At 51.3% G+C, this 26386-nt stretch carries 26 protein-coding genes and 1 other RNA gene; 11 read left to right on the top strand and 16 right to left on the bottom strand.

Going from position 1 to position 26386, the window contains the following annotated elements; genetic code table 11:
• Nucleotides 1–42 precede the first annotated feature (42 nt).
• Both SK34_RS08780 and SK34_RS08775 read left to right on the top strand, forming a co-directional pair.
• On the top strand, nt 43–471 hold the full coding sequence (locus SK34_RS08780; protein WP_003839984.1) for a YhbP family protein: 429 nt from the start codon (nt 43–45) through the stop codon (nt 469–471).
• Between the two features lie 37 nt (nt 472–508).
• Complete coding sequence (locus SK34_RS08775) at nt 509–1144, top strand: NAD(P)H-binding protein (protein ID WP_003024957.1); 636 nt, start codon at nt 509–511, stop codon at nt 1142–1144.
• A gap of 93 nt (nt 1145–1237) precedes the next feature.
• On the opposite strand, the gene dolP is transcribed toward SK34_RS08775, so the two are convergent.
• The 4 genes from dolP to SK34_RS08755 are packed head-to-tail and all read right to left on the bottom strand — an operon-like array spanning nt 1238 to nt 4852.
• Nucleotides 1238–1813, bottom strand: a complete 576-nt coding sequence (gene dolP, locus SK34_RS08770; RefSeq protein ID WP_048232865.1) for a division/outer membrane stress-associated lipid-binding lipoprotein — start codon at nt 1811–1813, stop codon at nt 1238–1240.
• Nucleotides 1814–1822: 9 nt separating this feature from the next.
• Entirely contained in the window at nt 1823–2413 is a 591-nt protein-coding gene (diaA, locus tag SK34_RS08765) for a DnaA initiator-associating protein DiaA (RefSeq protein WP_003024948.1), read from the bottom strand.
• Nucleotides 2414–2447: 34 nt separating this feature from the next.
• On the bottom strand, nt 2448–2843 hold the full coding sequence (locus SK34_RS08760) for a YraN family protein (RefSeq protein WP_048232863.1): 396 nt from the start codon (nt 2841–2843) through the stop codon (nt 2448–2450).
• Nucleotides 2801–4852 (bottom strand): penicillin-binding protein activator, encoded by a 2052-nt coding sequence (locus SK34_RS08755; RefSeq protein ID WP_048232861.1) that lies wholly within the window; start codon nt 4850–4852, stop codon nt 2801–2803. The genes SK34_RS08760 and SK34_RS08755 overlap by 43 nt, the downstream gene beginning before the upstream one ends.
• Before the next feature lie 63 nt (nt 4853–4915).
• Here SK34_RS08755 and rsmI point away from each other — a divergent pair, with 63 nt between their 5' ends.
• The gene (gene rsmI, locus SK34_RS08750) at nt 4916–5779 is read left to right on the top strand and encodes a 16S rRNA (cytidine(1402)-2'-O)-methyltransferase (RefSeq protein WP_003024942.1); all 864 of its coding nucleotides are present in this window, start codon (nt 4916–4918) and stop codon (nt 5777–5779) included.
• Nucleotides 5780–5781: 2 nt separating this feature from the next.
• Nucleotides 5782–6819: a Fic family protein gene (locus tag SK34_RS08745; protein WP_048232860.1), complete on the top strand. Its 1038-nt coding sequence runs from the start codon at nt 5782–5784 to the stop codon at nt 6817–6819.
• Here SK34_RS08745 and SK34_RS08740 read toward each other — a convergent pair.
• The 11 genes from SK34_RS08740 to SK34_RS08690 all read right to left on the bottom strand — a co-directional run bounded on the left by SK34_RS08740 (nt 6816) and on the right by SK34_RS08690 (nt 17444).
• Nucleotides 6816–7589, bottom strand: coding sequence for a DeoR/GlpR family DNA-binding transcription regulator (locus tag SK34_RS08740; protein ID WP_044714502.1), 774 nt, complete (start codon nt 7587–7589; stop codon nt 6816–6818). The two genes, SK34_RS08745 and SK34_RS08740, sit on opposite strands and share 4 nt — an antisense overlap.
• A gap of 111 nt (nt 7590–7700) precedes the next feature.
• Nucleotides 7701–8744 (bottom strand): galactitol-1-phosphate 5-dehydrogenase, encoded by a 1044-nt coding sequence (gene gatD / locus SK34_RS08735; RefSeq protein ID WP_044714500.1) that lies wholly within the window; start codon nt 8742–8744, stop codon nt 7701–7703.
• A 44-nt stretch (nt 8745–8788) separates the two neighbouring features.
• On the bottom strand, nt 8789–10162 hold the full coding sequence (locus tag SK34_RS08730) for a galactitol-specific PTS transporter subunit IIC (protein ID WP_040234106.1): 1374 nt from the start codon (nt 10160–10162) through the stop codon (nt 8789–8791).
• 4 nt (nt 10163–10166) lie between these two features.
• Complete coding sequence (gene gatB / locus SK34_RS08725; RefSeq protein ID WP_003828616.1) at nt 10167–10451, bottom strand: PTS galactitol transporter subunit IIB; 285 nt, start codon at nt 10449–10451, stop codon at nt 10167–10169.
• 29 nt (nt 10452–10480) lie between these two features.
• Nucleotides 10481–10945 (bottom strand): PTS galactitol transporter subunit IIA, encoded by a 465-nt coding sequence (gene gatA / locus SK34_RS08720; RefSeq protein ID WP_048232858.1) that lies wholly within the window; start codon nt 10943–10945, stop codon nt 10481–10483.
• 14 nt (nt 10946–10959) lie between these two features.
• Complete coding sequence (gene gatZ / locus SK34_RS08715) at nt 10960–12231, bottom strand: tagatose-bisphosphate aldolase subunit GatZ (protein ID WP_048232856.1); 1272 nt, start codon at nt 12229–12231, stop codon at nt 10960–10962.
• Between the two features lie 132 nt (nt 12232–12363).
• Nucleotides 12364–13218 (bottom strand): tagatose bisphosphate family class II aldolase, encoded by an 855-nt coding sequence (locus tag SK34_RS08710; protein WP_048232855.1) that lies wholly within the window; start codon nt 13216–13218, stop codon nt 12364–12366.
• A gap of 197 nt (nt 13219–13415) precedes the next feature.
• Nucleotides 13416–14222, bottom strand: coding sequence for an HPr family phosphocarrier protein (locus SK34_RS08705; RefSeq protein ID WP_048232853.1), 807 nt, complete (start codon nt 14220–14222; stop codon nt 13416–13418).
• Nucleotides 14209–15639, bottom strand: coding sequence for a PTS fructose transporter subunit IIC (locus SK34_RS08700; protein ID WP_044714571.1), 1431 nt, complete (start codon nt 15637–15639; stop codon nt 14209–14211). The genes SK34_RS08705 and SK34_RS08700 overlap by 14 nt, the downstream gene beginning before the upstream one ends.
• A gap of 25 nt (nt 15640–15664) precedes the next feature.
• Nucleotides 15665–16579 carry a 1-phosphofructokinase gene (gene pfkB, locus SK34_RS08695; RefSeq protein WP_044714569.1) on the bottom strand — a complete coding sequence of 305 codons (915 nt, stop codon included), beginning with the start codon at nt 16577–16579 and terminating at the stop codon, nt 15665–15667.
• 10 nt (nt 16580–16589) lie between these two features.
• The gene (locus SK34_RS08690; protein WP_048232851.1) at nt 16590–17444 is read right to left on the bottom strand and encodes a tagatose bisphosphate family class II aldolase; all 855 of its coding nucleotides are present in this window, start codon (nt 17442–17444) and stop codon (nt 16590–16592) included.
• Nucleotides 17445–17783: 339 nt separating this feature from the next.
• Between SK34_RS08690 and SK34_RS08685 the strand changes: the two genes are divergently transcribed.
• Together SK34_RS08685 and SK34_RS08680 are read left to right on the top strand one after the other, a co-directional pair.
• Complete coding sequence (locus tag SK34_RS08685) at nt 17784–18617, top strand: DeoR/GlpR family DNA-binding transcription regulator (RefSeq protein ID WP_048232849.1); 834 nt, start codon at nt 17784–17786, stop codon at nt 18615–18617.
• A 10-nt stretch (nt 18618–18627) separates the two neighbouring features.
• Nucleotides 18628–19566 carry a sugar kinase gene (locus SK34_RS08680; protein WP_048232847.1) on the top strand — a complete coding sequence of 313 codons (939 nt, stop codon included), beginning with the start codon at nt 18628–18630 and terminating at the stop codon, nt 19564–19566.
• A gap of 48 nt (nt 19567–19614) precedes the next feature.
• Here the strand turns inward: SK34_RS08680 and garD are convergent, their stop codons facing one another.
• Nucleotides 19615–21186, bottom strand: coding sequence for a galactarate dehydratase (gene garD / locus SK34_RS08675; protein WP_044701298.1), 1572 nt, complete (start codon nt 21184–21186; stop codon nt 19615–19617).
• A gap of 403 nt (nt 21187–21589) precedes the next feature.
• Here garD and garP point away from each other — a divergent pair, with 403 nt between their 5' ends.
• The 5 genes from garP to rnpB all read left to right on the top strand — a co-directional run bounded on the left by garP (nt 21590) and on the right by rnpB (nt 26251).
• Complete coding sequence (gene garP, locus SK34_RS08670; protein WP_003024898.1) at nt 21590–22924, top strand: galactarate/glucarate/glycerate transporter GarP; 1335 nt, start codon at nt 21590–21592, stop codon at nt 22922–22924.
• A 15-nt stretch (nt 22925–22939) separates the two neighbouring features.
• On the top strand, nt 22940–23710 hold the full coding sequence (gene garL / locus SK34_RS08665; protein WP_003840018.1) for a 2-dehydro-3-deoxyglucarate aldolase: 771 nt from the start codon (nt 22940–22942) through the stop codon (nt 23708–23710).
• Nucleotides 23711–23740: 30 nt separating this feature from the next.
• A complete protein-coding gene (gene garR, locus SK34_RS08660; RefSeq protein ID WP_003840019.1) occupies nt 23741–24631 on the top strand; it encodes a 2-hydroxy-3-oxopropionate reductase in 891 nt (296 codons plus the stop codon).
• A gap of 65 nt (nt 24632–24696) precedes the next feature.
• A complete protein-coding gene (garK, locus tag SK34_RS08655; protein ID WP_048232845.1) occupies nt 24697–25842 on the top strand; it encodes a glycerate 2-kinase in 1146 nt (381 codons plus the stop codon).
• Nucleotides 25843–25874: 32 nt separating this feature from the next.
• Nucleotides 25875–26251: RNase P RNA component class A (rnpB, locus tag SK34_RS23640), an RNA gene on the top strand.
• Nucleotides 26252–26386: the final 135 nt, after the last annotated feature.

The raw sequence follows: 26386 nt of genomic DNA, 5'->3' as shown, positions 1-26386 counted from the left end.
GACGTGATAATTTTCAGGCCTACAGTATAAAAGAGAACAGAAATGGAAACACTGACTGCAGTGTCTCGCTGGCTGGCAAAACAGCACGTCGTGACCTGGTGCGTACACCACGAAGGTGAATTGTGGTGCGCCAACGCGTTTTACCTGTTTGATGCGCAGAAGATGGCATTCTATGTGCTGACCGAAGATAAAACGCGCCATGCGCAGATGTCGGGACCGTGTGCACCGATTGCCGGCACGGTAAATGGTCAGCCCAAAACGGTCGCCCTGATTCGTGGTGTGCAGTTTAAGGGGGAGATTCGCCGTCTTGAAGGGCAGGAGAGTGAAGCCGCGCGTAACGCCTACAACCGCCGTTTCCCCGTCGCCAGAATGTTGCCAGCGCCCGTGTGGGAGATTCGACTGGATGAAGTCAAATTCACGGACAACACGCTGGGCTTCGGTAAAAAGATGCACTGGCTACGTGATCTATAGTTAAAAGAGTGATTGAAGCGTCAGGGGAAAATAAACGATGAGTCAGGTGTTAATAACCGGTGCAACGGGTCTTGTGGGTGGACATTTATTGCGGATGCTACTGAATGAACCCCGGATCAATGCCATTACGGCGCCGACGCGTCGACCGCTGGCTGATACGGTTGGCATCTATAATCCCCACGATCCGCAGCTAACCGATGCTCTGGCGCAGGTTACCGATCCGGTCGATATTGTCTTTTGTTGTCTGGGAACGACCCGACGTGAAGCGGGCAGCAAAGAAGCATTTATCCACGCTGACTATACGCTGGTAGTGGATACAGCTCTGACGGGGCGTCGGCTGGGGGCACAGCATATGCTGGTGGTGAGTTCGATGGGCGCTAATGCCAATTCACCGTTTTTTTATAACCGGGTTAAAGGTGAAATGGAGCAGGCGCTGATTGCGCAGAATTGGCCTCGGCTGACCATTGCCCGGCCTTCAATGCTACTGGGTGATAGGGACAAACAGCGGGCGAATGAGATGTTTTTAGCGCCGTTGTTCAGGCTGCTGCCGGGTAACTGGAAGTCGATTGAAGCGCGCGATGTTGCGCGGGCAATGTTGGCAGAAGCGCTGGCGCCTGGGCATGAAGGGGTTTCGATCCTGACCTCTTCCGAGTTACGCGAAAGGGCTAAATAAAATGCCGGATGGCGCTGACGCTTATCCGACCTACAAACGATAATGTCCTGTAGGCCGGATAAGACGCTCAGGCGTCGCTATCCGGCATCAGTATTACTTAATAAACGTAAAGGCCGTCGTGACGCGTTTCACGTCGCTTACCCGGCTGGCGATGTCTGCCGCCGCCTTCGCTTCGCGTTCGGTCACCAGACCTAACAGGAACACTTCTCCATTCTCGGTCGTGACTTTCACGTTAGAGGATTTCACCTGATCGCTGGTCAGTAACTGGGAACGTACTTTGGTGGTTATCCAGGTATCGTTGGACGCATCGCCCAGACCGATTGGCTGGCCCTGACGGATCTCATTAAAGACCTCAGTCGTACCTTCTACGCCCATCGCAATCTGTTTTGCTCGTGCAGACAGTTCGCTATTTGGCGACTGACCGACCAGCAGCACTTTACCCTGATATGCGCTCACGTTGATTCGCGCTTCTTTCTTGATCTGGGCATCTTTCGACAACGCCGTATTGACGCGTAATTCCAGGGTTCCATCATCTACCTGGGTGCCGACGCTGCGAGGATCCGTCGCGGCTTTGGTGCCGACAGCAGCAGTTCCGACAACGGCAGCAGCGACACAGCCTTGCAGCAGCAGTGCAGCGATAATCACAGCAAGCGGCGAAAATGCCTTCATGTGTACTCCTTAATCATCCTGGTGAGGGAAAAGCGTGTTATCGATGAGATCGCAAAGGCAGTTGACCGTCAGCATGTGCATTTCCTGAACGCGGGCGCTGTGGTGTGAGGGGATACGGATTTCAACATCCTGCGGCCCCAGTAATCCGGCCAGTTCCCCTCCGTCATACCCGGTCAGCGCGACGATTGTCATGTCGCGTGTCACGGCGGCTTCAACGGCTTTTACGATATCGCGGCTATTACCACGCGTAGAGATTGCCAGCAGAACATCTCCTGCATGTCCCAGCGCACGGACTTGTTTTGCATAAACTTCGTCGTGCAGGCGATCGTTGGCAATCGCAGTTAAGACCACATTATCAGTGTTTAGTGCAATCGCAGGTAAACTTGGGCGTTCTGTTTCAAAACGATTGATCATGCTGGCAGCAAAATGCTGTGCGTTGGCAGCGGACGTCCCATTACCACAACAGAGAATTTTGTTGCCATTGAGCAGGGACTGAACCAGCGTCATGGCGGCACGGGAGATCGCATCTGGAAGTGCTTCAGCCGCAGCTATCTGAGTTTGAATGCTTTCTGTAAAGCAGACTTTAATTCTATCTAACACGCTAATCCTTAAGAACCAGGCTCTGAATCTTCAACTATGAGCGGTCGTTGAACGCGCCCTTAAACCACTCAACATCATTTCCGGTGAAGGCTAACACATCGAACCGGCAATCCACAGTATCAAAACTCCCATTGTGGCGCGCAAGCCACAAGCGGGCGGTCTGTAATAATTTGTGTTGTTTGCTCCGGGTCACACTCGCCGCTGCGCCACCAAACTGGGCCGAGCGCCGATAGCGGACTTCAACAAAGACGGTAGTGCTGCCTTCACGCATTATCAGGTCGATTTCGCCGCCACGTTCACGCACGTTGGCGGCGATAAAATGCAGTCCCTTGCTTTGCAGCCAGTCAAGCGCGGTGGATTCCCACGCGTCACCAGTCTGTTTACTCGTTAACTGGCGGGGACGACTTGTCCTTGCTGGTATTTGAGCCATGATAACTTCCTGTTAATCACACAATCCGGCGTTGCGGTTAAGGTCCCGGTGTTGCCGTTAATTTCGAAACCCTGTACCTGACGCATTTGCGAGAAATGGTTGGCAAGTGACCACGCATCGACGCCCATCGCATACATACGTGCCAGTGAGTAGTCGTTACGAACCGCGCCAAGCGCCTGCTGCATGAGAGGAGCGTTAGCACCTGCCAGCATCGGTATTTCGCTGTACTGCAAGCCTTCCATCTCCAGACGGAAATCCGGGCCAGCAGTTCCCTGCGCGCTACGGGAGCTGGCGTACAGCGTCGCTCCGCTCTGGCTGCCGTTACGCATAGCGATCATCGGCTTAATAAAGGCAATTTCTTCCGGCGTCGCCAGAATATACACGGCATCAACACGGCCGCTGCCGCCGGTGATCTGCGCATCGGTGGGCGCAGCCGGAATCGTCAGGCCGCCAATCGTCACGCCAGGTTGCGCAGGTACAGAGGAGGCCACCGGGCTGCCCGTCAGGGAAATTCCCGAGCCGCCGTTGACGCCCATTTTCAGCTCGGCGGTAGAGCCAAACTTCTGCTGCAACACTACGCCACCGCCCAGCTTTTGCCATTCCTGTGCAAAGGCGTTGGCAACGCGATCGCCTAATGAACTCCGAGGGATCAACAACAGCGGCGTCTGTTTACCTTGATCGCGGATGTGACGCGCGGCGTCGCGCGCTTCATCTTCTGGCGACAAAGCGAAGTAGCAGACGTTCGGCAGGTTTTTCACCGACTCCGGCTGATTAAGTGCCAGCACGTTTAATGGCGTATTGCTTTTCATCAGCTCTTCAACATTGTTCTTCAGCAGTGGGCCAACCACGATGCTGGCACCATCCTGTTGAACCTGAGTCAGAATTTGGTTCAGAGGCTGTGATGAAGTGTCGTAGATTTTCAGCTCTGCTGATGGATTCGCCGGTGCGCTGGCGGTTGTTGGCTGAGCGGGTGCTGCGGGCTGCGCAGCAGGTGTTTCTGGCTGTGCTGGCATCTCGTTAGTCAGATCGCTGACTGACGCCTGAGAAGGGCTGGCAACGCCGTCTGTCGTTTGCGGTTGTTCTGTGGTCGTCGCAGCTGTTGTATCCGCAGCAGGCGCAGCTACCGCAGGGGCCGCTACGGGTTGAGTACCCATATTTTTCGCCGCTTCAAAGCCTTGCTGAATAGTCCGGCCAAATACAGCGGCCTGACCGTTCAGCGGCAGCAGCAGCGCAATTTTGCTGGTGGAGGCGGGCTTAAAGCTCTGGACGTTAACCAACTGCGTTGGCAGTATTTTTGCGCCCGGGTTTTGCGGATAACGTTTCTGCCAGTCAGCAATACCCGCTTTCATCATGTCTGGATCGTTACGGTTATCGAACCAGACGCGCTGGAGATCCAACCAGCCTTGCAGCACGTTTTCATCCGCATTGATGACCAGTGCCTGTGCTTGCTCCTGGGTCATGGATGACAGCGCCTGCCAGGTGGCATCGATGTTTTTCTGCTTAGCATTCGCGGCCAGCAGCGGTTCCTGGGCGATCAGGGCGCGCAGTAGTGTCAACGATGGGCGACCCTGGTTGACGTCGATTTGCGCCTGCCAGTATCTGGCCTGCTGGTTTTGATCGAAATCGGCAGGAGTGAGTTTATCCAGCAGGGCCTGAGCGCCAGCGATATCTTTCTGTGCGAGCTTGATCTCGACGGCCAGCAGAGACTGCTCACGACGCTGAGTGTCGTTTAGTTTCTGCGGCAACTGGTTGAACAGCTCGCTAGCCTGCTGGCTCTTGCCTTCTTTCAGCAGTGCACGAATGGCGAGTAATTGCCAGTTGGTCTTGCTATCATCTGAGCTTTGCTGCATTTGTTGCAGATAAAAGCCGGAATCAGCCTGCGCAGTGCCCTGCATATGGGCTGCACTCTGGTCTGGCGCCTGGGTGCCACAGCCTGCGAAAATCAGTGCTGCCAGAATGACTGGTAGCGCGCGCGCGGCTTTCAAACGAGAAAATGTTGAGGGTACCATACTGTATCCAGTGATATTTTTTTACTCAATGCTCAATATTAAATCGGCAATACGGACGACACAATGAAACAACACGAATCGGCGGATAATTCTCAAGGCCAACTCTTTATTGTACCTACTCCTATAGGAAATTTGGCTGATATTACCCAACGAGCGCTCGAAGTTTTACAAGCCGTTGATTTGATTGCCGCTGAAGACACACGTCATACAGGATTATTGTTACAACACTTCGCGATTAACGCCCGTTTGTTCGCGTTACACGATCACAATGAGCAACAAAAAGCGGAAACGCTGGTGGCGAAACTCAAAGAAGGGCAAAACATTGCGCTGGTTTCCGATGCCGGAACGCCGCTGATTAACGATCCTGGCTACCATCTGGTGCGCACCTGTCGCGAAGCGGGGATCCGCGTTGTTCCTCTACCGGGCCCTTGCGCGGCGATTGCTGCCCTGAGCGCTGCTGGTTTGCCTTCAGACCGCTTTTGCTATGAAGGTTTTCTGCCTGCCAAATCGAAAGGGCGTCGTGATGCGATGAAAGCCATTGAGGCAGAGCCGCGTACGCTTATTTTTTATGAATCTACCCACCGCTTGCTGGATAGCCTGGAAGACATGGTTGCCGTCTGGGGCGAATCCCGTTACGTGGTGCTGGCGCGCGAGCTGACCAAAACCTGGGAAACCATTCACGGCGCACCGGTCGGCGAACTGCTGGCGTGGGTCAAGGAAGATGAAAACCGTCGTAAAGGTGAAATGGTGCTGATTGTCGAAGGGCATAAAGCGCAGGAAGACGATCTCCCTGCCGATGCGCTGCGTACGTTGGCTTTATTACAGGCAGAACTGCCGCTGAAAAAGGCCGCCGCGCTGGCCGCTGAAATCCACGGCGTGAAAAAGAATGCGCTGTATAAACATGCACTGGAACAACAGGGAGAGTAGACGTGAGCACCTACCAACCGCCTTTTACCGTTACGCCATTGATCCTCAATCAAGTCATTGAGATTGGTGAGCTGATGGGGCATTGGGCGGCGATGGCGGGCAGGATATCTCCTCTTTTGCGCAAAGAGAACCGTATTCGTACTATCCAGGCTTCTTTAGCGATTGAGCATAATTCGTTGACGACGGATCAGGTTACAGCCCTGATGGACGGTAAGCGTATTTTGGCTCCGGCTAAAGATATACAGGAAGTCAGAAATGCGATTCTGGCATACGAAAAAATGTCGGAGTGGAAAAGTGAAAAACTCTCCGATCTTTTACAGGCACATCAAGTCCTGATGATGGGGCTTGTCGATAACCCGGGCCAATTGCGATCTGGCAATGTCGGTGTTTACAGGGAAAAACAGCTTATTCATATGGCCCCGCCGGTCTCACAAGTTCTTCGCTTGATGAATGATTTACTGGACTGGTTAAAAACGACAGAACTTCACCCGCTTATCGCGGGTGCTGTATTCCATTATGAGTTCGAATTTATTCATCCTTTTGCCGACGGCAATGGACGGATGGGGCGATTGTGGCAGACATTAATCCTGAGTGAGTGGCGTTCAGAATTAGCCTGGTTGCCGGTGGAAACGCTGATCCACTACCAGCAGGATCGCTATTACCAGGTGCTAGGAGTGTGCGATCGGCAAAGCAGCTGCACGCCATTTATAGAATTTATTCTGGAAAACATTATCTCTGCTTTGCAAGAGGGATTAGGACAATCATCGACCCTGTCGGAAGAAATGTCGGAAGAAATGTCGGAAGAAATGTCGGAAGAAATGTCGGAAGAAATGTCGGAAGAAATGCCGTCTGATTTACTGGATATGGAAAAGCGCATTCTACGAATCTTGTCGAATCAGCCTGGTAGAACTGCCAAAAGTATCGCTGATGAGTGTGAAATTTCACCCCGAACAGTTGAACGCTATCTGAAAGCGTTGCAGCTAAAAGGCAAACTGCAACGCGTTGGCTCGACGAAAGGAGGGATGTGGCGGGTAATTTAAACGACCAGCAGTTCAACGCCTGTTTTAACCAGCGCTGATTTATCCTGTTTGCTTATGCTGTCGTCGGTTATTACGCAGTTAATCTTCTCCATGGGAAGTACCTGATTAAATCCGCGTCGGTTAAATTTTGTCGCATCCAGTACGGCAATGACCTTATGTGCAGCCGCCGCCATTACGCTACTAATCGAATAGCCTTCGTTGAATGTCGTAATACCATTAGTGGCATCGATCCCGTCAGCACCCACAAACATCAGGTCAGCGCTTATCCCTTGTAGGGAACGTTCAGCGATAGTGCCATGCATTGAATGCGTTTTGTGACGCACCGTGCCACCGCAGACGACCAGCGTAATATCTTTGTTTTCCGATAACGTAAACGCAGCAGGCAGGCTATTGGTAATAACAGTGATATTACTTTTTCGGTTTAGCGCCTCAGCGATCAGTAAGGTCGTGCTTCCGCTATCCAGAATCACGGTCATTCCTTCTTCGACCATTGCCGTTGCCGCCTGAGCGATCCGCTTTTTAGGATCGCTGGCAAGCTGATACCGATCTTCTAACAATACTTCCTGATTGTCACCTTCAGCCAGATGGCTTCCAGGTTTTGCCGCACCGCCATGAAAACGGGTGACCAGACCCTTCTCTTCTAATAACCGCAGGTCGGCGCGAATGGTGACTTCAGAAATACCAAAGGTATTCGAAAGGTCCATTACCAGTACGCTACCTTGCGTATTAATCAGGTCGACAATTTTATTCCTTCTCTCAAATGAGTTCATATTGATTTGCCTGATAATTTGACTGTCACTAGTTTAATCGAAGGATTGCGAAAGGTGAACGCTAAATTTCGAAAGTAAATGTGAGCCAGCGCAGGTTGCTGGCTCGTGGGGTCAGGAGAGTTTGAGCAGAATTTTACCCTGCATCGGCGCGCCATTGAGTGACTTGACGGCGCTGGCAAAGCTCTCGGCATCACCACTGTGGGCAATTAATGGCTCAAGCTGTAAGCGTTTTTCCGTCAGTAAACGCGCTGCGGTTACCCACTCTTCTCCAGGCCATGGGCTGGAATAGTTCATCCAACTGCCAAGAATGGTTAACTCTTTACGCAATATTTGTCCAAAGACACCAGAAGCCAGCGCCAGATCGTGATGCAGCGTACCCACTAACGCCAGTTGAGCGCGAGGGCCGGCAATTTCTATCGATAGCGTCACAGTTTGTGGGGTTCCTGCGGTTTCCAGTATGAGTTGGTCAAACTGAACATTCTCCAGATCAGAGTGAATCTCAGTCGCACTCATCTCCCGACTGTTAAACACATAGGTTGCCCCCAGTTCTTTTGCTAACGCCAGCTTTTGCGGGTTGATATCAATCGCCGTGATGCTTTTGGCGCCGAGTTCACGGGCACATTGCAGTGCCAGTAAACCGATAGTACCCGCGCCAACAATAATCACGTTTTTGCCTTCACAACCCTGCGCCAAATGAAACGCATGCAGGCCGACGGTGATGGGCTCAATGAACGCGCCATCTTCAATCGGCATATCTGAAGGCAGGCGGAACAAATTAGCGCGTTTCACCACCACATATTCTGCGTTGCCCCCTTCGCTACGTGAACCGACAAACTGATACTGCTTACACAACGAGAAGTAGCCGCGCTCGCACTGAGGGCAGTGGAAGCAGGGAAGTAGCGGTACGCAGGCAACGGCATCGCCGGGTTGTAGGTCGGTAACCCCTGCGCCGTAGGATTCAACATAGCCACTGAACTCATGCCCAAGCGTGATTGGATAATAGTGAGCGCCACGATTGAAGATTCGGGGAATGTCCGAGCCGCAAAGCCCTGAGCTGACTACCTTAACCAGTACATCTTCATCCGTTTGCAGATGTGGTATGGGACGTTCTTCAACGCGTACGTCGCCCTCAGCGTGAATAACCACTGATTTCATAAGAGTCTCCAGAAATGTGAAGGGGAGCAAATGCTCCCCAGAAATTATGATGCGGTCTGGCTTTCCGTTATGGCTGCAGCTTTTTCAGCTGCCACGAAATTACGTGCCCGACGCCAGGTCAGCAGCACACCCAACAGGTAAATAGCAGCGATAATGATGAAACCTACCACGTTCTGCCAGGTGAAAAGCTGGATCAGCAGCCAGGTGATTGGGGAGCCGCCCTGGTCCATTGAGGCCACCATGCCACCGGCTTTCAATGCGCCTGCATTGGCGGCAAGCTGAGTGTGTAAGCCGATGGTCTGGGTGGCGATCCACAAGGTGATGCCCATGATGATGACGCCAGAGATCAGCGTGCGGAACAGGTTCCCCTGATGAACGGCTACCGCCATGGCAACAAAGAAACCAATGGTCGCGAGATCGCCGAAGGGCAGTACCTGATTACCTGGGACCAGCACGGCAATCAGGATGGTCAGCGGGATAAAGATCAGACTGGCAGAAACTACCGACGTATGACCGAGAAGCAGCGCAGGGTCCAGACCAATTAAGAACTCCTGACCGCCAAATTTTGCCTGCAGGCGTTTGCGGGCATGCTTCGCGATAGGTGTTAAGCCATCCATAATCGGTTTAATCACGCGTGGCATCAGCAGCATCACGGCAGCCGTTTTCACGGCTAGTTGCAGGACGCCTTTCACGTCATATCCTGCCAGCATACCGATAACCAGACCCATAACGAAGCCGACGGTAACCGGCTCGCCAAAAGGTCCGAAGCGTTTCTGTACATCGTCTGCACTGAAGTGAATACGATTCAGACCCGGGATTTTTTCAATGATCGTATCAACCAGGACCGCGATAGGGCCCAGGTAGGCTGAGGAACCGTGGGGGATAGCAATCCCTTCCAGACCAAAAAAGTCGCGCGTGTCTTTCGCAAACCAGTCACCCAGTTTGTAGACGAAGGCGGCATGAACAACCACGCCGAGAATGCCCAGCCAGTATGAACCGGTTGCCAGATGCAACATGGCGCCGGTAAACGTCATATGCCAGATATTCCAGATGTCGACGTTCACCACGCGGGTCATGCGGGTAACCAGCATCAGGATATTCACCCCAATGGCGACAGGAATCGCAATTAACGCAATTTGCGAAGCCCAGGTCATTGGTGATGAACCCGGCCAGCCGACGTCAATAACGTGCAGGTTGATTTGAAACTGTTCCGCCATCGCTTTTGCGGCTGGTCCAATAGAGTCCAGCATCAGGCCGATCACCAGACCAATACCGACGAAGCCGATCCCGATATGCAGACCAGATTTAAAACAATCCCCGAGCTTCATTCCCAATAATTTTGAGAAGATGATGATCACTAACGGCAGCATAACCGTTGGACCTAAGTCGAGGATATAACGCATTATTTCGCTAAACATGGCGTTACCCCACGAGGATAGTCAGTATTTTTTGCTGTAATGCTTCGATACCCACGCCTGAGACAAAAGGCATGCCGTGAACCACCGGGATATCGCCAAATGTACGGTCAACGCGAGCAGTAGTACAAATAAGGTCCGCGCCATCCATATAGGTTTCGATTTCCGTTACCCGGCACTGAACCAGGTCGAGTTGGATATTGTTGGCTTCGCAGAGCTCTTTGATTTCTTCCGCAGCCATTGTTGAAGTTGCTACAGCACCGCCACAGGCCACAATTACTTTACGTTTCATAGGGTATTCCTTTTATTATCAGTTTTTTATCAAGCCTGGGTGCAGGGCTCAGACTCAAGGATTTTTTCCCGAAAGAGTATTGCCAGTTCTGCATCGGGTGCATTCAGCAATGCTTCAATGGTGCTCGGGTTTTGTAGCTCACTAAACAGACGACGCAGGAGCTTCAGTTGCGCCGTCGGGTTTTCAACAATTAAGGCGATAATTAAAGAGACGGCTATCTCTTCATCATCATCCGCTTGTTGAAAATTAACCGGTGTATCTGGGCGAATCAGATAGATAGCCGGAGATTTCGCGTGAACAGCTTCACAATGCGGAATCGCAACGGCATGACGTTCCAGCGCAATTCCAGTTGGAAAGGTTACTTCACGCTCAATCAGGGCCTGCGGGTAGCTTTCATGCACGACCCCTTTAGCCAGCATCTCCTCCCCAATATGGGTCAGCGCATGCTGACACGAGCTAAAGTTAATTCCTGTTCGGACAAAGAGTTGACTCATATATTCTCCAGATTTCAGGCGATTACTGGTGCGCAACCAAAGCGATAGGCGCGCAGAACATCCTGGATTTTGTCGATAATCAAATTGTGTGGTGTCGCGGATAACGTGCCTTCAGACAGACGCTCAAACTGCACCGGCATAAATTGGCTAATGAGTCCCAGAGGTAACGCGACGTCATTAAGGTTGGTTATTAATTTCTCTACACTTTGGCGAATGCGGGGATGCGGCCAGTAGTAACGAATACGGTCGGAGAGACTGAAGTGAATATCAACCATCGCCTGACTCCAGGTTGGACGATAGTATTTTTTCCAGTAATCCGGTTCATTCAGCATCACTTCGTCAATCACGTCCAGAACCCGGCTTCGCTGCTCTGGGGATACCAGCTCATTTTCCATTTGCGCCAGGGCAAAAATGGCTTCACGCAGGGCGAAGGTGAGTGCCGGACCCACTTTCAAAATTGCATAGTGATCGCGTACCAGTGCACGGTATGCCTGACGGGTTTGATAATCTGTTGAATGCGCTTCGTAGACCATTGGGGTTTCTTTGATCCAGGCAGAAAGCGCTTTTGCAGCTTGTGGTTGATAGTGAATGATTTGAGTGTGGTCGAACTCGACGCCGGGCTGAACCACAATGGCGATAACGCGAGTTAACGCCTCTTCAAGTCCTAACGCACGGAAGGCAACCTGGTGGGTTTCCAGTGTCCGGGCGGCATCTTCTTCGCGCGTAACGTGTACAGTGCCAATGGTGCTGGCTTCTCCACCAGGTACCGGGACTTCTGTACCAATCACGTAAGTCAGTTGGCGTTTTTGTTCTTCCGTGGCTATTGCTTCTGCAGCCTGGCAAAGTAGGGCAGCTCGCTGGGCAACAACCATTGGGTCCAGCGGTGTAGGGTCGTCAGCGCAGGACATTGAAGCGTCCAGGTGAATTTTGCTGAATCCTGCAGCAACGTAGGCTTTAATTAACTCAACCGATTTCTCCATCGCTTCTGCCGCAGTTTCATTTTGCCAGCAGTTAGGGCCGAGGTGATCGCCCCCGAGGATCAGTCTTTCGCGAGGGAAACCAATCTCTTGTGCGATGCCATAGACAAAGTCACGGAAATCAGCGGGTTTCATCCCTGTATAGCCACCAAACTGATTAACCTGATTAGACGTCGCTTCGATCAGAACTTTACTGTCTGTATTGAGATCAAAGCGTAATGCGGATTCAATAACCAGCGGATGTGCTGAACAAACCGAACAAATACCTAAATGCTCACCTGCTTTATGACGAGAGATTATTTCTTTCACTTCTATCTCCGATATCTTTTGTTTATCTTCATAATATTTTTGGATTGAAGGCAAAGGGTAAAAGCGACTTTCGTGATCCAGCTTTAAAACAGACCTTTGTCAGAATCCGGACAAGTAAATTAAATCAATTAGTTACAATTTCCCTTCACAGCCGCAATCGGCAATGACTTTACGCACCACCTCTTTCATGGCGGCTTTGGCAGGCATCATGTAATGCCGTGGGTCATTCGCATTGGCATGTGTACTCAGATAAGTTTTGAGTGCGCCAGAAAAGGCGATTTTGAGTTCGGTCGCGACGTTCACTTTGCAGATTCCTAAAGAGATAGCGCGCTTAATATCATGTGTAGGCAGGCCGGATGCGCCATGTAAAACCAAAGGGATTTCAACGCACTGGCGAATTTCTGCCAGTCGTTCGAAATCCAGTTTTGGTTCAGCGTTGTACAGGCCATGCACCGTGCCAATCGCGACCGCCAGTGAGTCGATGCCGGTTTTTTCCACGAACTCCCGAGCCTGTTCTGGGTGGGTATAAAGCGCATCTTTTCCATCCACGATCAGGTCATCTTCTTGTCCACCCAACCGTCCCAGCTCCGCTTCAACGCTAACGTCATAGCGGTGGCAGTAGTCCGTCACGCGTTTAACTAACGTAATGTTCTCGGCAAACGGCAGATGGGAACCATCGATCATGATGGAGCGAATACCCGTAGCGACTTTCGCTTCAATATCAGTGGCGCTTTCATGGTGATCGAGATGGATGGCGAGGGGATGGTTCCAGCATTTTGCCAGTTCACTGGCGATTGCAACGATGTTACCAACCCCGGCATAGCTAAATGTGCCTGGCGTACCGGCGACGATCAACGGAGAACGTAGTTCGGCAGCTGTTTCCACGACAACCTGTAGGGTCTCCAGGTTGTGGATGTTAAACGCCGGTACGGCGTAGCCTTCTTGTTGCGCCTTCTTCAGCATCATTTTGCTTGAAATGATAAACATACTTCCTCCGAAGTCTTTCGATTTTCTTTCTTCGAAATAAAGTATAGGGTTTCGTAATGTTTTTATGTGATTTCGATCTGAAAAATGAAAGTTTCGAAAGAAATGGGAGGGTTATGAAAGGTGGTTTGAAAGGCGATTTAGCATTAGGCATCAATCCGCGCCTGAAGAAACCAGGCGCGGATAAGGTTAGTCAGACATTAATTAAACAAACGAGATAGCCAACTTCGTTTCTGGCGTGCTGCTTCAGGGGGTGGGGTGACGGGTACTGAGACCATCTCTCCTAATCCCTGTCCAATACGCTGCCCAATCTCATGTAGAGCTCGTTGGGCATCCGCACCTTGCGCAGTGAATCGCATACGATTACCATTTTTTGCGCCTAACGAGACAACTTTCATCAGATTTTTACCATCTACAGGACCTGTGTTGTTATCAAGGTTTTCAATCGTGACGGCGCAATCAAATTGCTTAATAAATTTGACCAGTACAGCACTCGGTCTGGCATGCAGGCCATGCGGGTTATGAATAACGAAGGTGGCCTGTTCACCTGCAATTCTTTCTTCTGGTGGGTTATTGTCCGTATCAGTGCCAGTTAAAATGGTTAAAACTTCGCAGGGTGTTTTCGCCTTTTGTAACGCTTGAGGGACGTTGTCATCACTTAATACGCGGGTCAATTGACGCAGAATCTCAAGATGTTCATTTGAACGCGCTGCAATACCAGTGACCATATGTGCAATGTTATCATCCCCCCATGCCACACCCTGACGAAAAATGATGACCTTCACGCCAGTATTCAGTACGGCGTGGCGAGTCTCAGGCGTGCCGTGAGGGATGGCAATACCGTTACCGAGGTAAGTGGAGATTTGAGCTTCACGATCCAGCATACCTTGCAGATACTCAGGTGTCGTATTCCCGGCTGCAACCAACTTCTCTGAGACCCGTTGGAGTGCAGTGGCTTTATCGATTTGCTCGTCACTGATGAAAATGTCCTGCTCACAAAGTTGCATTCTGACCTCCTGTCTGAATAGTGGTGCTGTCTGAACCGACAGGCAGTTTGCGATTTAGCCACAATCTCCACGATCCCAGCATAATGGCGCCGCATGCGGAGCCTGCAAGAATACACAGCACCCAGGCAATGGGTTTGCTGACTAATGGCAGGATCAGGAAACCGCCATGCGGGGCGGGTACCTGAATATGCAAGCTGTAGCTGAGAACGGCGGAGATACTTGACGCGATCATCATCATTGGGATTACACGTAGAGGATCTTTTGCAGCAAACGGGATCGCGCCTTCAGTGATGTGCGTACAGCCAAGAATGTAGTTCACCATCCCGGCAGCGCGTTCTTCTTCGCTAAAACCTCTTGGGAAGAAGGTGGTTGCCAGAGCGATCACCAACGGAGGAGTGATACAGGCAGCGGAAACGCCCGCCATAAAGAAATAGTTACCCTGGCCGAGCAGCAGTGTGCCGGTAACGTAGGCAGCTTTGTTGACCGGGCCACCAAAGTCGAACGAGCACATGGCACCGACGACAATTCCAAGCAGAATAGGATTGGCTTCCTGTAATGATGCAAGCCAGTTCATCATACCGTTGTTGATCGCGGCAACGGGTTGTCCGAGTAGCGACATCAGCGCACCAATAGCCAGCACGCCAATCAGCGGCATGATGAAAATGGACTTCAGCCCTTCGTACTGACGAGGCAAACCGTCGAGCCGATTTTTTACCCACAGCATCAGATAACCAGCTGCAAACCCGGCAATGATGCCACCGAGAAACCCTGCGCCCGTTGCGTTAGCCAGTAAGCCGCCAACGAAGCCTGCCACCATTCCAGGCCTTCCGGATATAGAGTAAGCGATATACGCAGTAAAGACGGGAACCATGATTGAAAAAGCCTGCTGCCCAATCTTCATTAACATGGCTGCAATGGCATTATATTCCGGTGACTTAGGGTCAGCGGAATAAATTCCCCACAAGAAAGAAATAGCAATCAATATACCGCCGGCGACCACGAATGGCAGCATGTTCGAAACACCACTCATCAGGTGTTTATAAATCTGACGACCTAAAGACTCTTTTTCTGTGTTGTTTTGAGAAATAGTTTTGGTCCCTTTACGAATGGAGGCTTCACCATTGAGAATCTTATTAATCAGTTCTACAGGATGGTGAATAGCTTCTTTAACGGGAACCTCAATAACCGGTAAGCCATTAAAACGATCGGGAGACACATCTTTATCGGCTGCAATAATCACACCCGCGATATCAATAAGGTCAGTGGGTGTAATAATATTCTCAACACCGCTAGCACCATTCGTTTCCACTTTTATTTCGACAGACATTTTCTTTGCTGCATGTTTTAAAGCTTCTTCAGCCATAAAAGTATGCGCGATACCGGTAGGGCAGCCGGTAACTGCAATGATCTTTTTCATAAGCAGACCTTTAATTTGTTTTTGTTTACAGCTTTCGGACATGGGTTTGAGGAAGTAATGTATCAATCGCTGCAAGTTGGCCCAGCCCGGCCGAACTTGCTACATCAGCACCCGTTGCGCTGGCAAGCGCCAGAGCATATTCGACTTCGCCTGTGGTTAACCAATGGCTTAAGAATGCAGCAAGCGCAGCATCGCCTGCGCAGGCTGAACTCACCAGGTCAATAGTCGGTGCGGAGCAGAACCAGCTATCAATGCCGTTCGAGAAGTACATTCCTTTGGCTCCGAGCGTCAGTAAAACATTCTGCGCGCCGAGAGAGTGCAATTCTGCAAAGGCATTTTTTGCCTGAACATCATTGGTTACGGTTAACCCGAAAATGGCGTTTACCTCTTCGTCGTTTGGCTTGATTAATAATGGATTAAACTCCAGTAATTGACGCAACGATGGATGACTAATATCCAGTACAATCGCAATTTCTTTTTGCCGACAAATCTGCATAATTTCAGCATAAAAGTTACTTTCGATTCCCTGGGGCAAACTGCCACTGATAACTAAATACTCTGCATCAGATAGTCGTGATATTTCATTCAATACTTGCTGCTTACAGTCATCAGGAATATATGAACCAGGATTGACCAGTTTGTACTCCTGTTGACCATCATTAATAAAAATATTAATTCTTGTTGGTTCACTGACCCACGCAGGAGATACGCTAATTTTTTTCTTGCGTAACTCTTCCACAATATAACGACCAGTAAAACCACCAAAAATACCGAGTATATGTGCAGGTCGTTGAAAATGGTTTAATACCAGAGCGACGTTGACGCCTTTTCCATTTGGGCAATATTCCGTATGGCGCGTACGGTTTACAATGTCAGGCTGTAAAGGATCGCTAAAGATATTCATATCAATTGCGGTATTGAGCGTTAACGTGTAGATCACCGGCATTCCCTCACAACTGTCCTTCACAACCGCAGACGTGGATCACTTTGCGTACGACTTCTTTCATCGCCTGTTTTGCTGGTTGCATATAGTGACGTGGGTCGTTGGCATTCGGGTTTTGCGCAAAGTACTGTTTTAGCGCATCAGAAAACGCGATTTTTAACTCTGTCGCGACATTAACTTTGCACACGCCCAGGCTAATAGCTTTGCGGATATCGTTTTCTGGAAGCCCGGAGGCACCGTGCAGCACAAGCGGGATATCGACCTGTGCGCGGATCTCTGCCAGGCGGTTAAAGTCGAGCTTGGGTTCTGCGGCGTACAGTCCATGTGCGGTGCCAATAGCGACGGCCAGAGAGTCAATACCGGTCCGCGCAACGAATTCACGCGCCTGTTGTGGGTTGGTGTACAGCGCATCTTTGCTGTCGACGATCAGATCGTCTTCCACGCCGCCCAGACGTCCCAGTTCTGCTTCTACACTCGTATCGTAGCGATGGCAAAAATCGACCACTTTTTTCACCAGCGACATGTTTTCTTCGAATGGGAAGTGAGAGCCGTCGATCATCACGGAACGGATGCCAGCCAGCACTTTGCTTTCAATATCAACCGTTGATTCATGATGATCGAGGTGAATTGCCAGAGGGAGATTGTGCTCGCGAGCCAGATCGCCTGCTATCGCCACGATATTTCCGGTCCCGGCATAGCTGAACGTTCCTGGCGTACCTGCCACGATCAATGGCGAGCGCATTTCTGCTGCGGTTTCGACAACGACCTGCAGGGTTTCCAGGTTATGGATATTAAAAGCTGGTACCGCGTAACCATCGCGTTGCGCTTTCTGAAGCATATTTTTGCTGGAAATGATGAACATGATTTTCTCTCTTTAGTTTTCTTTCAAAGTTAAAGTTAATATTGATATTACGCCTTCGTTTTGAAAGTAATCTAACGATCATTCATGGATCTTATTGTGATCATCTACACAAAATCGTATTAAAATTTATAAAATGAAAGTTATTAATTGACTATTGGTTTTCTTTTGTAAGTTAATGAGAAAAAGCAGGATGCTGCTAATTTATTGATATTACTGAAATGTTTTGAGTTTTTTGCATCTTCGTGAACGACGCGTAATTGACATCACTCAGAGGAAATTTAAAAATGAAAGTTAAAGCGCGGAAGAGACTTCCGACATGTCATATAAAAAGGGTACGTTGTGGCAAAACCATCTACCAGCCTGCTGAAGAGGCGTCTGGACATTGCCGAAATCGTTCGTAAGAACGGTGAAATCAAAGTGGACGACCTGGCAGAAATGTTAGCTGTTTCAGGAGTGACAATCCGTAATGATCTCAATTACCTGGAGCAGCAGGGTTACCTGAAAAGATCTTTTGGCGGGGCGATTTATACCGCACAGCCGGTTAGAGCATCTGTCACTCAGGATATGAGTCTGGTGCAGGAGTGGGACCGTAGCGCAGAGCTTGAGTTGGCGAAGCAGGTGGCTCGCCTGGTTGCTGATGAAGATTCGCTTTTTCTCGGAGCCGGAGTCGTTCCACGTAAAGCGCTCCCTTTTCTTGGCGAATCTCGTGAGCTGCGTCTGGCGTTCAACGATCTCGGCCATGTGGCTACTGCGCGTGATTATATTGACGGCGAGATTGTGTTGCTGGGGGGGACTCTGGACCGTAGCGGACAGAGACTGGAAGGCGAAATTGCTATGCAATCGATCCAGCGTTTTCAGCCAACCTGTAGCGTAGTGATGATTGAGCACGTCAGCGAAGATGGCACTCTGAGTGTAGCCAGCGAAAGCGCCGCGGGAATACTGGCGGAATCACTCAGGCTCAGCCAGCGATGCGTGGCGGTCATTGCGCAGCGTCCAGATTATGGTGAAGCAAGATATCCTGTAGGTAAGTTGAGCGCACTTAGTGCGGTGGTGACTCCGCAGATTGTTGCTGCCGAGTACCACTCGCGATTTATCGCCGTTGGGTTGACCAACAGCTATACCAACAATGAATGTCTGACCTGGATAAATCCCGCCCTGCTTCCGGCAAGGTGAAGGACAACGCATGAAAATGACTATTGCGACACTTGGTGAATTACTCGTCGAATTTTTGGCGAAAAAAGAGAATCAGGGTTTTTCGTCTCCTGGCGAATTTTGGGGACCGTATCCCAGCGGGGCGCCAGCTATCTTTGCCGATCAGGTCGCTAAGCTGGGCTTTCAGTCTTTGCTATTTAGTTGCGTTGGCAATGATGCCTTTGGGGAGATGAATATCGCCCGGCTGAGACGAGACGGTGTGAACGTTAAGGGCATTTCCGTTCTTCCTCATGCCACCACAGGCAGTGCGTTCGTTAGCTATCGTTCACAGGCACAGCGTGATTTTATCTTCAATTTACCTAACAGCGCCTGTGGGTTGCTGAGCGCTGAACATCTTGATGGAAAATTGCTTGGGCAATGTAACCACTTCCACATAATGGGATCTTCATTATTTTCTTTTCGACTGATTGATGCCGTGCGTAAAGCCATCAGCATTGTTAAAGAGAACGGAGGAACCATTTCGTTCGATCCGAACATTCGCAAAGAGATGCTGAATATTCGCGAGATGTCACAGGCTTTTGAATACATCCTGGATTACGCCGATTTCTTCCTGCCAAGTGATGGTGAACTGGACTACTTTGGTTTGAGCAAATCACGCGATGAGTTGCAGATTGTCGAAAACCTGCTTGCTCGGGGAATTAAACATATTGTGATTAAACGCGGTCCTCGCGGTGCCAGCTATTATTCTACGCAGGAGCAGCATCACGTCACCGGCTATCCGGTTGACGTTGTCGATCCCACTGGTGCTGGTGATTGCTTTGGCGCAACATTTGTCAGCCTGTTTCTTGCAGGATACTCGATTCCGGATGCGCTGGCTCATGCTAATGCGGCAGGCTCGTTGGCGATATCGACGCGTGGGCCAATGGAAGGTACGTCAACGTTAGCGCAGATCAAGGCGCTGATGGGGTGAAATACCAGATGACGCTGACATCGTCTGGTATTTCACTGATTGGAATAATCAGGTCACTGGCGCCGGGTTAAACACCGCCAGCTGGTTATGCAGTCCCCACTGATCTGAGAAGGTTTTCTTACGTCCGCTGGCGACGTCGAGAATAAACTCGAACAGTTTCAGACCCACGTCTTCAATGGTTTCTTCTCCGGTAGCGATGGTACCGGCGTTGATGTCCATCAGGTCAAACCAACGATTGGCCAGCTCGGTGCGTGTCGCCATTTTAATCACCGGCACAGCCATCAGGCCATACGGCGTACCGCGACCGGTGGTAAAGACTTGTACTGTGATCCCAGAAGCAACCTGTTGCGTACCGCAGACAAAATCGCTGGCGGGGGTGGCAGCGTAAATCAGACCACGTTTGGTTGGACGCTGGCCCGGCGACAAGACTTCGACAATCGCGCTCTTGCCCGACTTCGCAATAGAACCCAGCGCTTTTTCCACCACGTTTGCCAGACCGCCTTTCTTGTTGCCAGGTGATGGGTTGGCGCTCCGGTCAGTCTTGCCCATATCCAGGTAGTTATCGTACCAGGCCATCTCTTCGAGCAGACGTTTACCCACCTCTTCGTTAATCGCGCGCGGGGTCAGAAGGTGGATGGCATCGCGTACTTCGGTGACTTCGGAGAACATCACTGTCGCGCCGCAGCGTACTAACAGGTCGGAGGCATAACCTACCGCTGGATTGGCCGTCACGCCGGAAAACGCATCGCTGCCGCCGCACTGCATGCCGACCACCAGTTCTGATGCCGGGCAGGTTTCACGCTGGCGCTGATTGAGCTTTGCCAGATGGCGTTCGGCCACTTGCAAAATATCGGCAACCATTGATTGAAAGCCGACGTGTTTTTCATCCTGCAGGCTGACGATACTGGCGCTGTCGACCGGAATGCTTTTTACATCGTGCGTACCTTCCAGCAGGCGCTCTGGCTGCAGTTTTTCACAGCCGAGGCCAATGACCATTACCTCACCGCCAAAGTTAGGGTTCAGCGCAATATTATGAATAGTTCGAATGGGCACGATGGCGGCTGGAGCGTTAATCGCCACGCCGCAACCGTACAGATGATTGAGCCCCACCACACCGTCAACATTCGGGTATTTGGGCAGCAGATCGCGTTCAATGATTTTCACCACATAGTCCACCACGCCCGCCACGCAGTGCACGCTGGTGGAGATGCCGAGCAGATTCTTGGTGCCAACGCTACCGTCAGCATTGCGGTAACCTTCGAAGGTATAACCCTCGAGAGGCGGCAGCGGCTCAGGCACTTTAGTTGCCAACGGCAGCGTCTCCAGCGGCGGAGCCTTGGGCAGCTCAACCATTGATTCATCAATCCAGCTGCCGCGTGGGATGTCGCGAATGGCATAGCCTATCACTTCGCCATAACGCACGATTTCGCCATGAGCAGGAATATCCAATAGCGCCACTTTATGACCCTGGGGAATATGTTCAATGAGTTCCAGTCCGTCCGGAAAACGCGTTCCGGCTTTCAGACCATTGTCATTGACAATTATCGCCACATTATCTGTTTCGTGAACTTTAATATAAAACGCCGTTGGCGATTCTTGTCTAATTTCGATGTCGGCCATTGTCCAGTATTCTCCAACAAGTGGTGATAATAGTGTGGATATTTATATTTTGAATCTCATTTTCAGTAATAAAGATTCGGTATCGTGAAATAAGAATGTCAGGAGTTTATCGTGAAGAATGTGACAATGATCACTTAAACTCAGCAAGACCGCACCAGCAGGGGGAGCAATACGTAAATGTGTGGATTAGCGCCCATGCATGTGTGCATATGCCCAAAACATTATTTTCATAACGCATGTTTAATGAGCGCTTGCACAATGATTAACGTTGCACTGCTGATTATACTAAATCACGGTTTCATAGCGTCTGATAAATTATTATACGTTTTTATTATCGGTAATTTATCACCAGGGATATCTGCCAAATAATAATAAAAACTTTTATGTACCCGAGGTAATTAGAATGATACTGGATACAGTTGTCGAGAAAAAGAAAGGTACGCACACCCGTTACTTAATATTGCTAATAATATTTATTGTTACCGCCGTTAACTATGCGGACCGTGCCACGCTATCTATTGCCGGCACGGAAGTGGCGAAAGAGTTGCAGCTCAGTGCCATCTCAATGGGTTACATTTTCTCCGCCTTCGGTTGGGCTTACCTGTTGATGCAAATCCCTGGCGGCTGGCTGCTGGATAAGTTCGGTTCGAAGAAAGTCTACACTTACAGTCTGTTCTTCTGGTCGCTGTTTACTTTTCTGCAGGGTTTTGTCGACATGTTCCCGCTGGCCTGGGCGGGTATTTCAATGTTCATCATGCGCTTTATGCTGGGCTTCTCGGAAGCACCGTCCTTCCCGGCGAACGCCCGTATTGTGGCCGCCTGGTTCCCGACGAAAGAGCGCGGTACGGCATCTGCGATTTTTAACTCTGCACAATATTTCTCCCTGGCGCTGTTTTCGCCGCTGCTGGGCTGGCTGACCTTTGCCTGGGGCTGGGAGCACGTCTTTACCGTGATGGGCGTGATCGGTTTTGTGCTCACCGGCCTGTGGGTAAAGTTTATTCATAACCCAACCGATCACCCGCGTATGTCGCAGGAAGAGCTGAAGTTTATCTCTGAAAACGGCGCGGTCGTGGATATGGACCATAAAAAGCCCGGCGATGTGAAATCAGGTGGTCCTAAACTGCATTATATCAAGCAGTTGCTGACAAACCGCATGATGCTTGGCGTGTTCTTCGGACAGTATTTTATCAACACTATCACCTGGTTTTTCCTTACCTGGTTCCCGATTTACCTGGTACAGGAAAAAGGCATGTCGATCCTGAAAGTCGGTCTGGTGGCGTCGATTCCTGCGCTGTGCGGATTTGCCGGTGGCGTGCTCGGCGGTGTGTTCTCTGATTATCTGATTAAACGTGGCTTCAGCATCACTTTGGCACGTAAGCTGCCGATTGTGCTCGGAATGTTGCTCGCGTCGACCATTATTCTGTGTAACTACACCGATAACACCACTCTGGTGGTTGCGCTGATGGCGCTGGCGTTCTTCGGCAAAGGCTTCGGCGCGCTGGGTTGGCCGGTGATTTCCGATACCGCGCCGAAAGAAATCGTTGGTCTGTGCGGTGGGGTATTTAACGTATTTGGCAACGTAGCCTCTATTGTCACCCCGCTGGTGATTGGTTATCTGGTGAGCGAGCTGCACTCATTTAATGCTGCGCTGATGTTTGTAGGGTGTTCGGCGCTGATGGCAATGGTTTGCTACCTGTTTATTGTCGGTGACATTAAACGTATGGAATTGCAGAAATAAACAAAGGTATAGGCGATGAATAACACGATTTTCCCGAATAAGTTTAAAGCGGCCCTCGCGGCGCAACAGATTCAGATTGGCTGCTGGTCTGCATTGGCCAGCCCAATCAGTACCGAAGTTTTAGGCCTGGCGGGTTTTGACTGGCTGGTACTGGACGGCGAACACGCGCCAAACGATATCTCGACGTTTATCCCGCAATTGATGGCGCTGAAAGGCAGCGCCAGCGCGCCGGTCGTACGCGTGCCGACCAACGAGCCGGTGATTATCAAGCGCCTGCTGGATATTGGGTTTTACAACTTCCTGATCCCGTTCGTTGAGACACAAGAAGAGGCGGTGAACGCCGTGGCGTCGACCCGCTATCCGCCGGAAGGTATTCGCGGCGTGTCCGTCTCCCATCGCGCCAATATGTTTGGCACCGTACCGGACTACTTTGCGCAATCGAATAAGAACATCACCATCATCGTGCAGATCGAAAGTCAGCAGGGCGTTGATAACGTTGACGCCATCGCGGCGACCGAAGGTGTAGACGGTGTCTTCGTCGGCCCAAGCGATCTGGCTGCGGCGCTAGGCCATCTCGGCAATGCGTCACATCCTGATGTGCAGAAAGCTATCCAGCACATTTTTGCCCGCGCGAAAGCACATGGCAAACCAAGCGGAATTCTGGCGCCGGTAGAGGCGGATGCGCGTCGTTATCTGGAGTGGGGCGCGACCTTTGTTGCTGTTGGCAGCGACCTTGGCGTGTTCCGTTCAGCCACGCAGAAACTGGCTGATTCTTTTAAGAAATAACCACCATCGATAGTAGAGAGAGATAAAGACATGACAATGAAAGTTGGTTTTATTGGCCTCGGTATTATGGGTAAACCAATGAGTAAAAACCTCCTCAAGGCAGGTTACTCGTTGGTGGTTGCTGACCGTAACCCGGAATCCATTGCGGAAGTCATTGCCGCTGGTGCAGAAACCGCCGCCACGGCGAAAGATATTGCTGAGCAGTGCGACGTGATCATCACCATGCTGCCGAACTCGCCGCATGTTAAGGAAGTGGCGCTGGGTGAAGGCGGAATTATTGAAGGTGCGAAACCGGGCACAGTGCTTATCGACATGAGCTCCATTGCACCGTTGGCCAGCCGTGAAATTAGCGACGCGCTGAAAGCGAAAGGCGTGGATATGCTGGATGCGCCGGTCAGCGGCGGCGAGCCAAAAGCGATTGATGGTACGTTGTCGGTAATGGTCGGCGGCGATAAAGCGATTTTCGACAAGTATTACGATCTGCTGAAAGCGATGGCTGGCTCAGTGGTACATACCGGCGACATTGGCGCGGGTAACGTCACTAAGCTGGCGAACCAGGTGATTGTAGCGCTGAACATTGCGGCGATGTCTGAAGCGCTGACGCTGGCGACCAAGGCGGGTGTGAACCCGGATCTGGTGTATCAGGCGATCCGTGGCGGACTGGCCGGAAGCACCGTGCTGGACGCGAAAGCGCCGATGGTCATGGACCGCAACTTTAAGCCAGGTTTCCGTATTGACCTGCATATCAAAGATTTGGCGAATGCGCTGGACACTTCTCATGGGGTCGGCGCGCAGTTGCCGCTGACTGCTGCAGTCATGGAGATGATGCAGGCGCTTCGCGCAGATGGGCTGGGCACCGCCGATCACAGCGCGCTCGCATGCTACTACGAAAAACTGGCGAAAGTGGAAGTCACACGCTAACAAGAAGGGCGCGGATGTGCGCCCTGTATTTCTTGCCTTGCGCGGCACAGTCAGGCTACATAACTATGAAAATCGTAATTGCCCCAGACTCTTATAAAGAAAGTCTATCTGCCACTGAGGTCGCTCAGGCAATAGAAAAAGGATTTCGGGAAATATTTCCCGATGCGCAATATGTTTCAGTTCCGGTGGCCGACGGCGGCGAAGGAACGGTCGAAGCCATGATTGCCGCCACGCAAGGGAGTGAATATTCCGCGTGGGTGACGGGGCCGCTGGGCGAAAAAGTGAATGCCTGCTGGGGCATGTCCGGAGATGGTAAAACTGCGTTTATCGAAATGGCGGCAGCCAGTGGTCTGGCGTTAGTCCCTCCTGATAAGCGTAACCCGTTAGTCACCACGTCACGTGGTACCGGGGAATTGATTTTGCAGGCGCTGGATAGCGGGGCGCAGAGCATTATTATCGGCATTGGCGGTAGTGCAACTAACGACGGCGGCGCCGGTATGGTGCAGGCTCTGGGCGCGAAACTTTGCGACGCTAACGGGACAGAGATTGGCTACGGGGGCGGCAGTCTGATGAGTCTCAACAGCATCGACATTTCCGGTTTGGATCCGCGATTAAAAACCTGCTCCATTCGCGTGGCCTGCGATGTGACCAATCCGCTCACAGGTGATACTGGCGCTTCGCGCATCTTCGGCCCACAGAAAGGGGCGACGGAAGAACGCATTCTCGAACTGGACCGCAATCTTTCTCACTACGCCGACATCATTAAAAAATCGCTGCGGGTAGATGTGAAGGATGTTCCCGGGGCGGGGGCTGCCGGTGGTATGGGCGCCGCGTTAATGGCTTTTTTAGGCGCGGAGCTGCGCAGTGGGATAGAGATTGTGACTCAGGCCCTCAATCTGGAAGAGCATATTCACGACTGTACGCTGGTGGTGACCGGGGAAGGACGCATCGACAGCCAGAGCATTCACGGCAAAGTGCCGGTGGGCGTGGCGATCGTCGCGAAGAAATACCACAAACCGGTAATTGGTATTGGCGGCAGCCTGACGCGCGATGTGGAGGTGGTGCATCAATATGGTATCGATGCGGTGTTTAGCGTATTGACCAGCATCAGTACGCTGGAAGAGGCCTTCCGTGGGGCATTTGACAATATTTATCGCGCCTCAAGAAACATCGCCGCCACGTTAGCGATAGGAATGCGCAGTGCGGGGTGACATTACCCCGCAAACCCTCTATACTGCGCGCCGAAGCTGACCAGACAGTCGCCGCTTCGTCGTCGTCCTCTTCGGGGGAGACGGGCGGAGGGGAGGAAAGTCCGGGCTCCATAGGGCAGGGTGCCAGGTAACGCCTGGGGGGGAAACCCACGACCAGTGCAACAGAGAGCAAACCGCCGATGGCCCACGTAAGTGGGATCAGGTAAGGGTGAAAGGGTGCGGTAAGAGCGCACCGCGCGGCTGGTAACAGTCCGTGGCACGGTAAACTCCACCCGGAGCAAGGCCAAATAGGGGTTCACAAGGTACGGCCCGTACTGAACCCGGGTAGGCTGCTTGAGCCAGTGAGCGATTGCTGGCCTAGATGAATGACTGTCCACGACAGAACCCGGCTTATCGGTCAGCTTCACTCTTTATAAAACCCCGCTTCGGCGGGGTTTTTGCTTTCCGGGTAGGCCAGATGAATGACTGTCCACGACGCTATACTCAAAAGAACGCGGCTTATCGGTCAACTTCACTCTTTATGAAACCCCGCTTCGGCGGGGTT

The sequence above is a fragment of the Citrobacter sp. MGH104 genome (assembly GCF_001034485.1).
GTDB classification, from domain to species: Bacteria; Pseudomonadota; Gammaproteobacteria; order Enterobacterales; family Enterobacteriaceae; genus Citrobacter; species Citrobacter freundii.
This window is presented reverse-complemented; position numbering and strand designations above follow the sequence as displayed.

Bases quoted from the DNA above. Each gene is read 5' to 3' on its own strand.
- garP (WP_003024898.1), top strand. From the start codon at position 21,590: ATGATACTGGATACAGTTGTCGAGAAAAAGAAAGGTACGCACACCCGT.
- SK34_RS08780 (WP_003839984.1), top strand. From the start codon at position 43: ATGGAAACACTGACTGCAGTGTCTCGCTGGCTGGCAAAACAGCACGTC.
- SK34_RS08740 (WP_044714502.1), bottom strand. From the start codon at position 7,589: ATGAACTCATTTGAGAGAAGGAATAAAATTGTCGACCTGATTAATACG.
- gatA (WP_048232858.1), bottom strand. From the start codon at position 10,945: ATGAGTCAACTCTTTGTCCGAACAGGAATTAACTTTAGCTCGTGTCAG.
- SK34_RS08775 (WP_003024957.1), top strand. From the start codon at position 509: ATGAGTCAGGTGTTAATAACCGGTGCAACGGGTCTTGTGGGTGGACAT.
- SK34_RS08730 (WP_040234106.1), bottom strand. From the start codon at position 10,162: ATGTTTAGCGAAATAATGCGTTATATCCTCGACTTAGGTCCAACGGTT.
- SK34_RS08680 (WP_048232847.1), top strand. From the start codon at position 18,628: ATGAAAATGACTATTGCGACACTTGGTGAATTACTCGTCGAATTTTTG.
- gatD (WP_044714500.1), bottom strand. From the start codon at position 8,744: ATGAAATCAGTGGTTATTCACGCTGAGGGCGACGTACGCGTTGAAGAA.
- SK34_RS08700 (WP_044714571.1), bottom strand. From the start codon at position 15,639: ATGAAAAAGATCATTGCAGTTACCGGCTGCCCTACCGGTATCGCGCAT.
- garL (WP_003840018.1), top strand. From the start codon at position 22,940: ATGAATAACACGATTTTCCCGAATAAGTTTAAAGCGGCCCTCGCGGCG.
- rsmI (WP_003024942.1), top strand. From the start codon at position 4,916: ATGAAACAACACGAATCGGCGGATAATTCTCAAGGCCAACTCTTTATT.
- gatB (WP_003828616.1), bottom strand. From the start codon at position 10,451: ATGAAACGTAAAGTAATTGTGGCCTGTGGCGGTGCTGTAGCAACTTCA.
- garK (WP_048232845.1), top strand. From the start codon at position 24,697: ATGAAAATCGTAATTGCCCCAGACTCTTATAAAGAAAGTCTATCTGCC.
- SK34_RS08710 (WP_048232855.1), bottom strand. From the start codon at position 13,218: ATGTTTATCATTTCAAGCAAAATGATGCTGAAGAAGGCGCAACAAGAA.
- garD (WP_044701298.1), bottom strand. From the start codon at position 21,186: ATGGCCGACATCGAAATTAGACAAGAATCGCCAACGGCGTTTTATATT.
- SK34_RS08760 (WP_048232863.1), bottom strand. From the start codon at position 2,843: ATGGCTCAAATACCAGCAAGGACAAGTCGTCCCCGCCAGTTAACGAGT.
- SK34_RS08755 (WP_048232861.1), bottom strand. From the start codon at position 4,852: ATGGTACCCTCAACATTTTCTCGTTTGAAAGCCGCGCGCGCGCTACCA.
- dolP (WP_048232865.1), bottom strand. From the start codon at position 1,813: ATGAAGGCATTTTCGCCGCTTGCTGTGATTATCGCTGCACTGCTGCTG.
- SK34_RS08705 (WP_048232853.1), bottom strand. From the start codon at position 14,222: ATGCAACTTTGTGAGCAGGACATTTTCATCAGTGACGAGCAAATCGAT.
- garR (WP_003840019.1), top strand. From the start codon at position 23,741: ATGACAATGAAAGTTGGTTTTATTGGCCTCGGTATTATGGGTAAACCA.
- SK34_RS08690 (WP_048232851.1), bottom strand. From the start codon at position 17,444: ATGTTCATCATTTCCAGCAAAAATATGCTTCAGAAAGCGCAACGCGAT.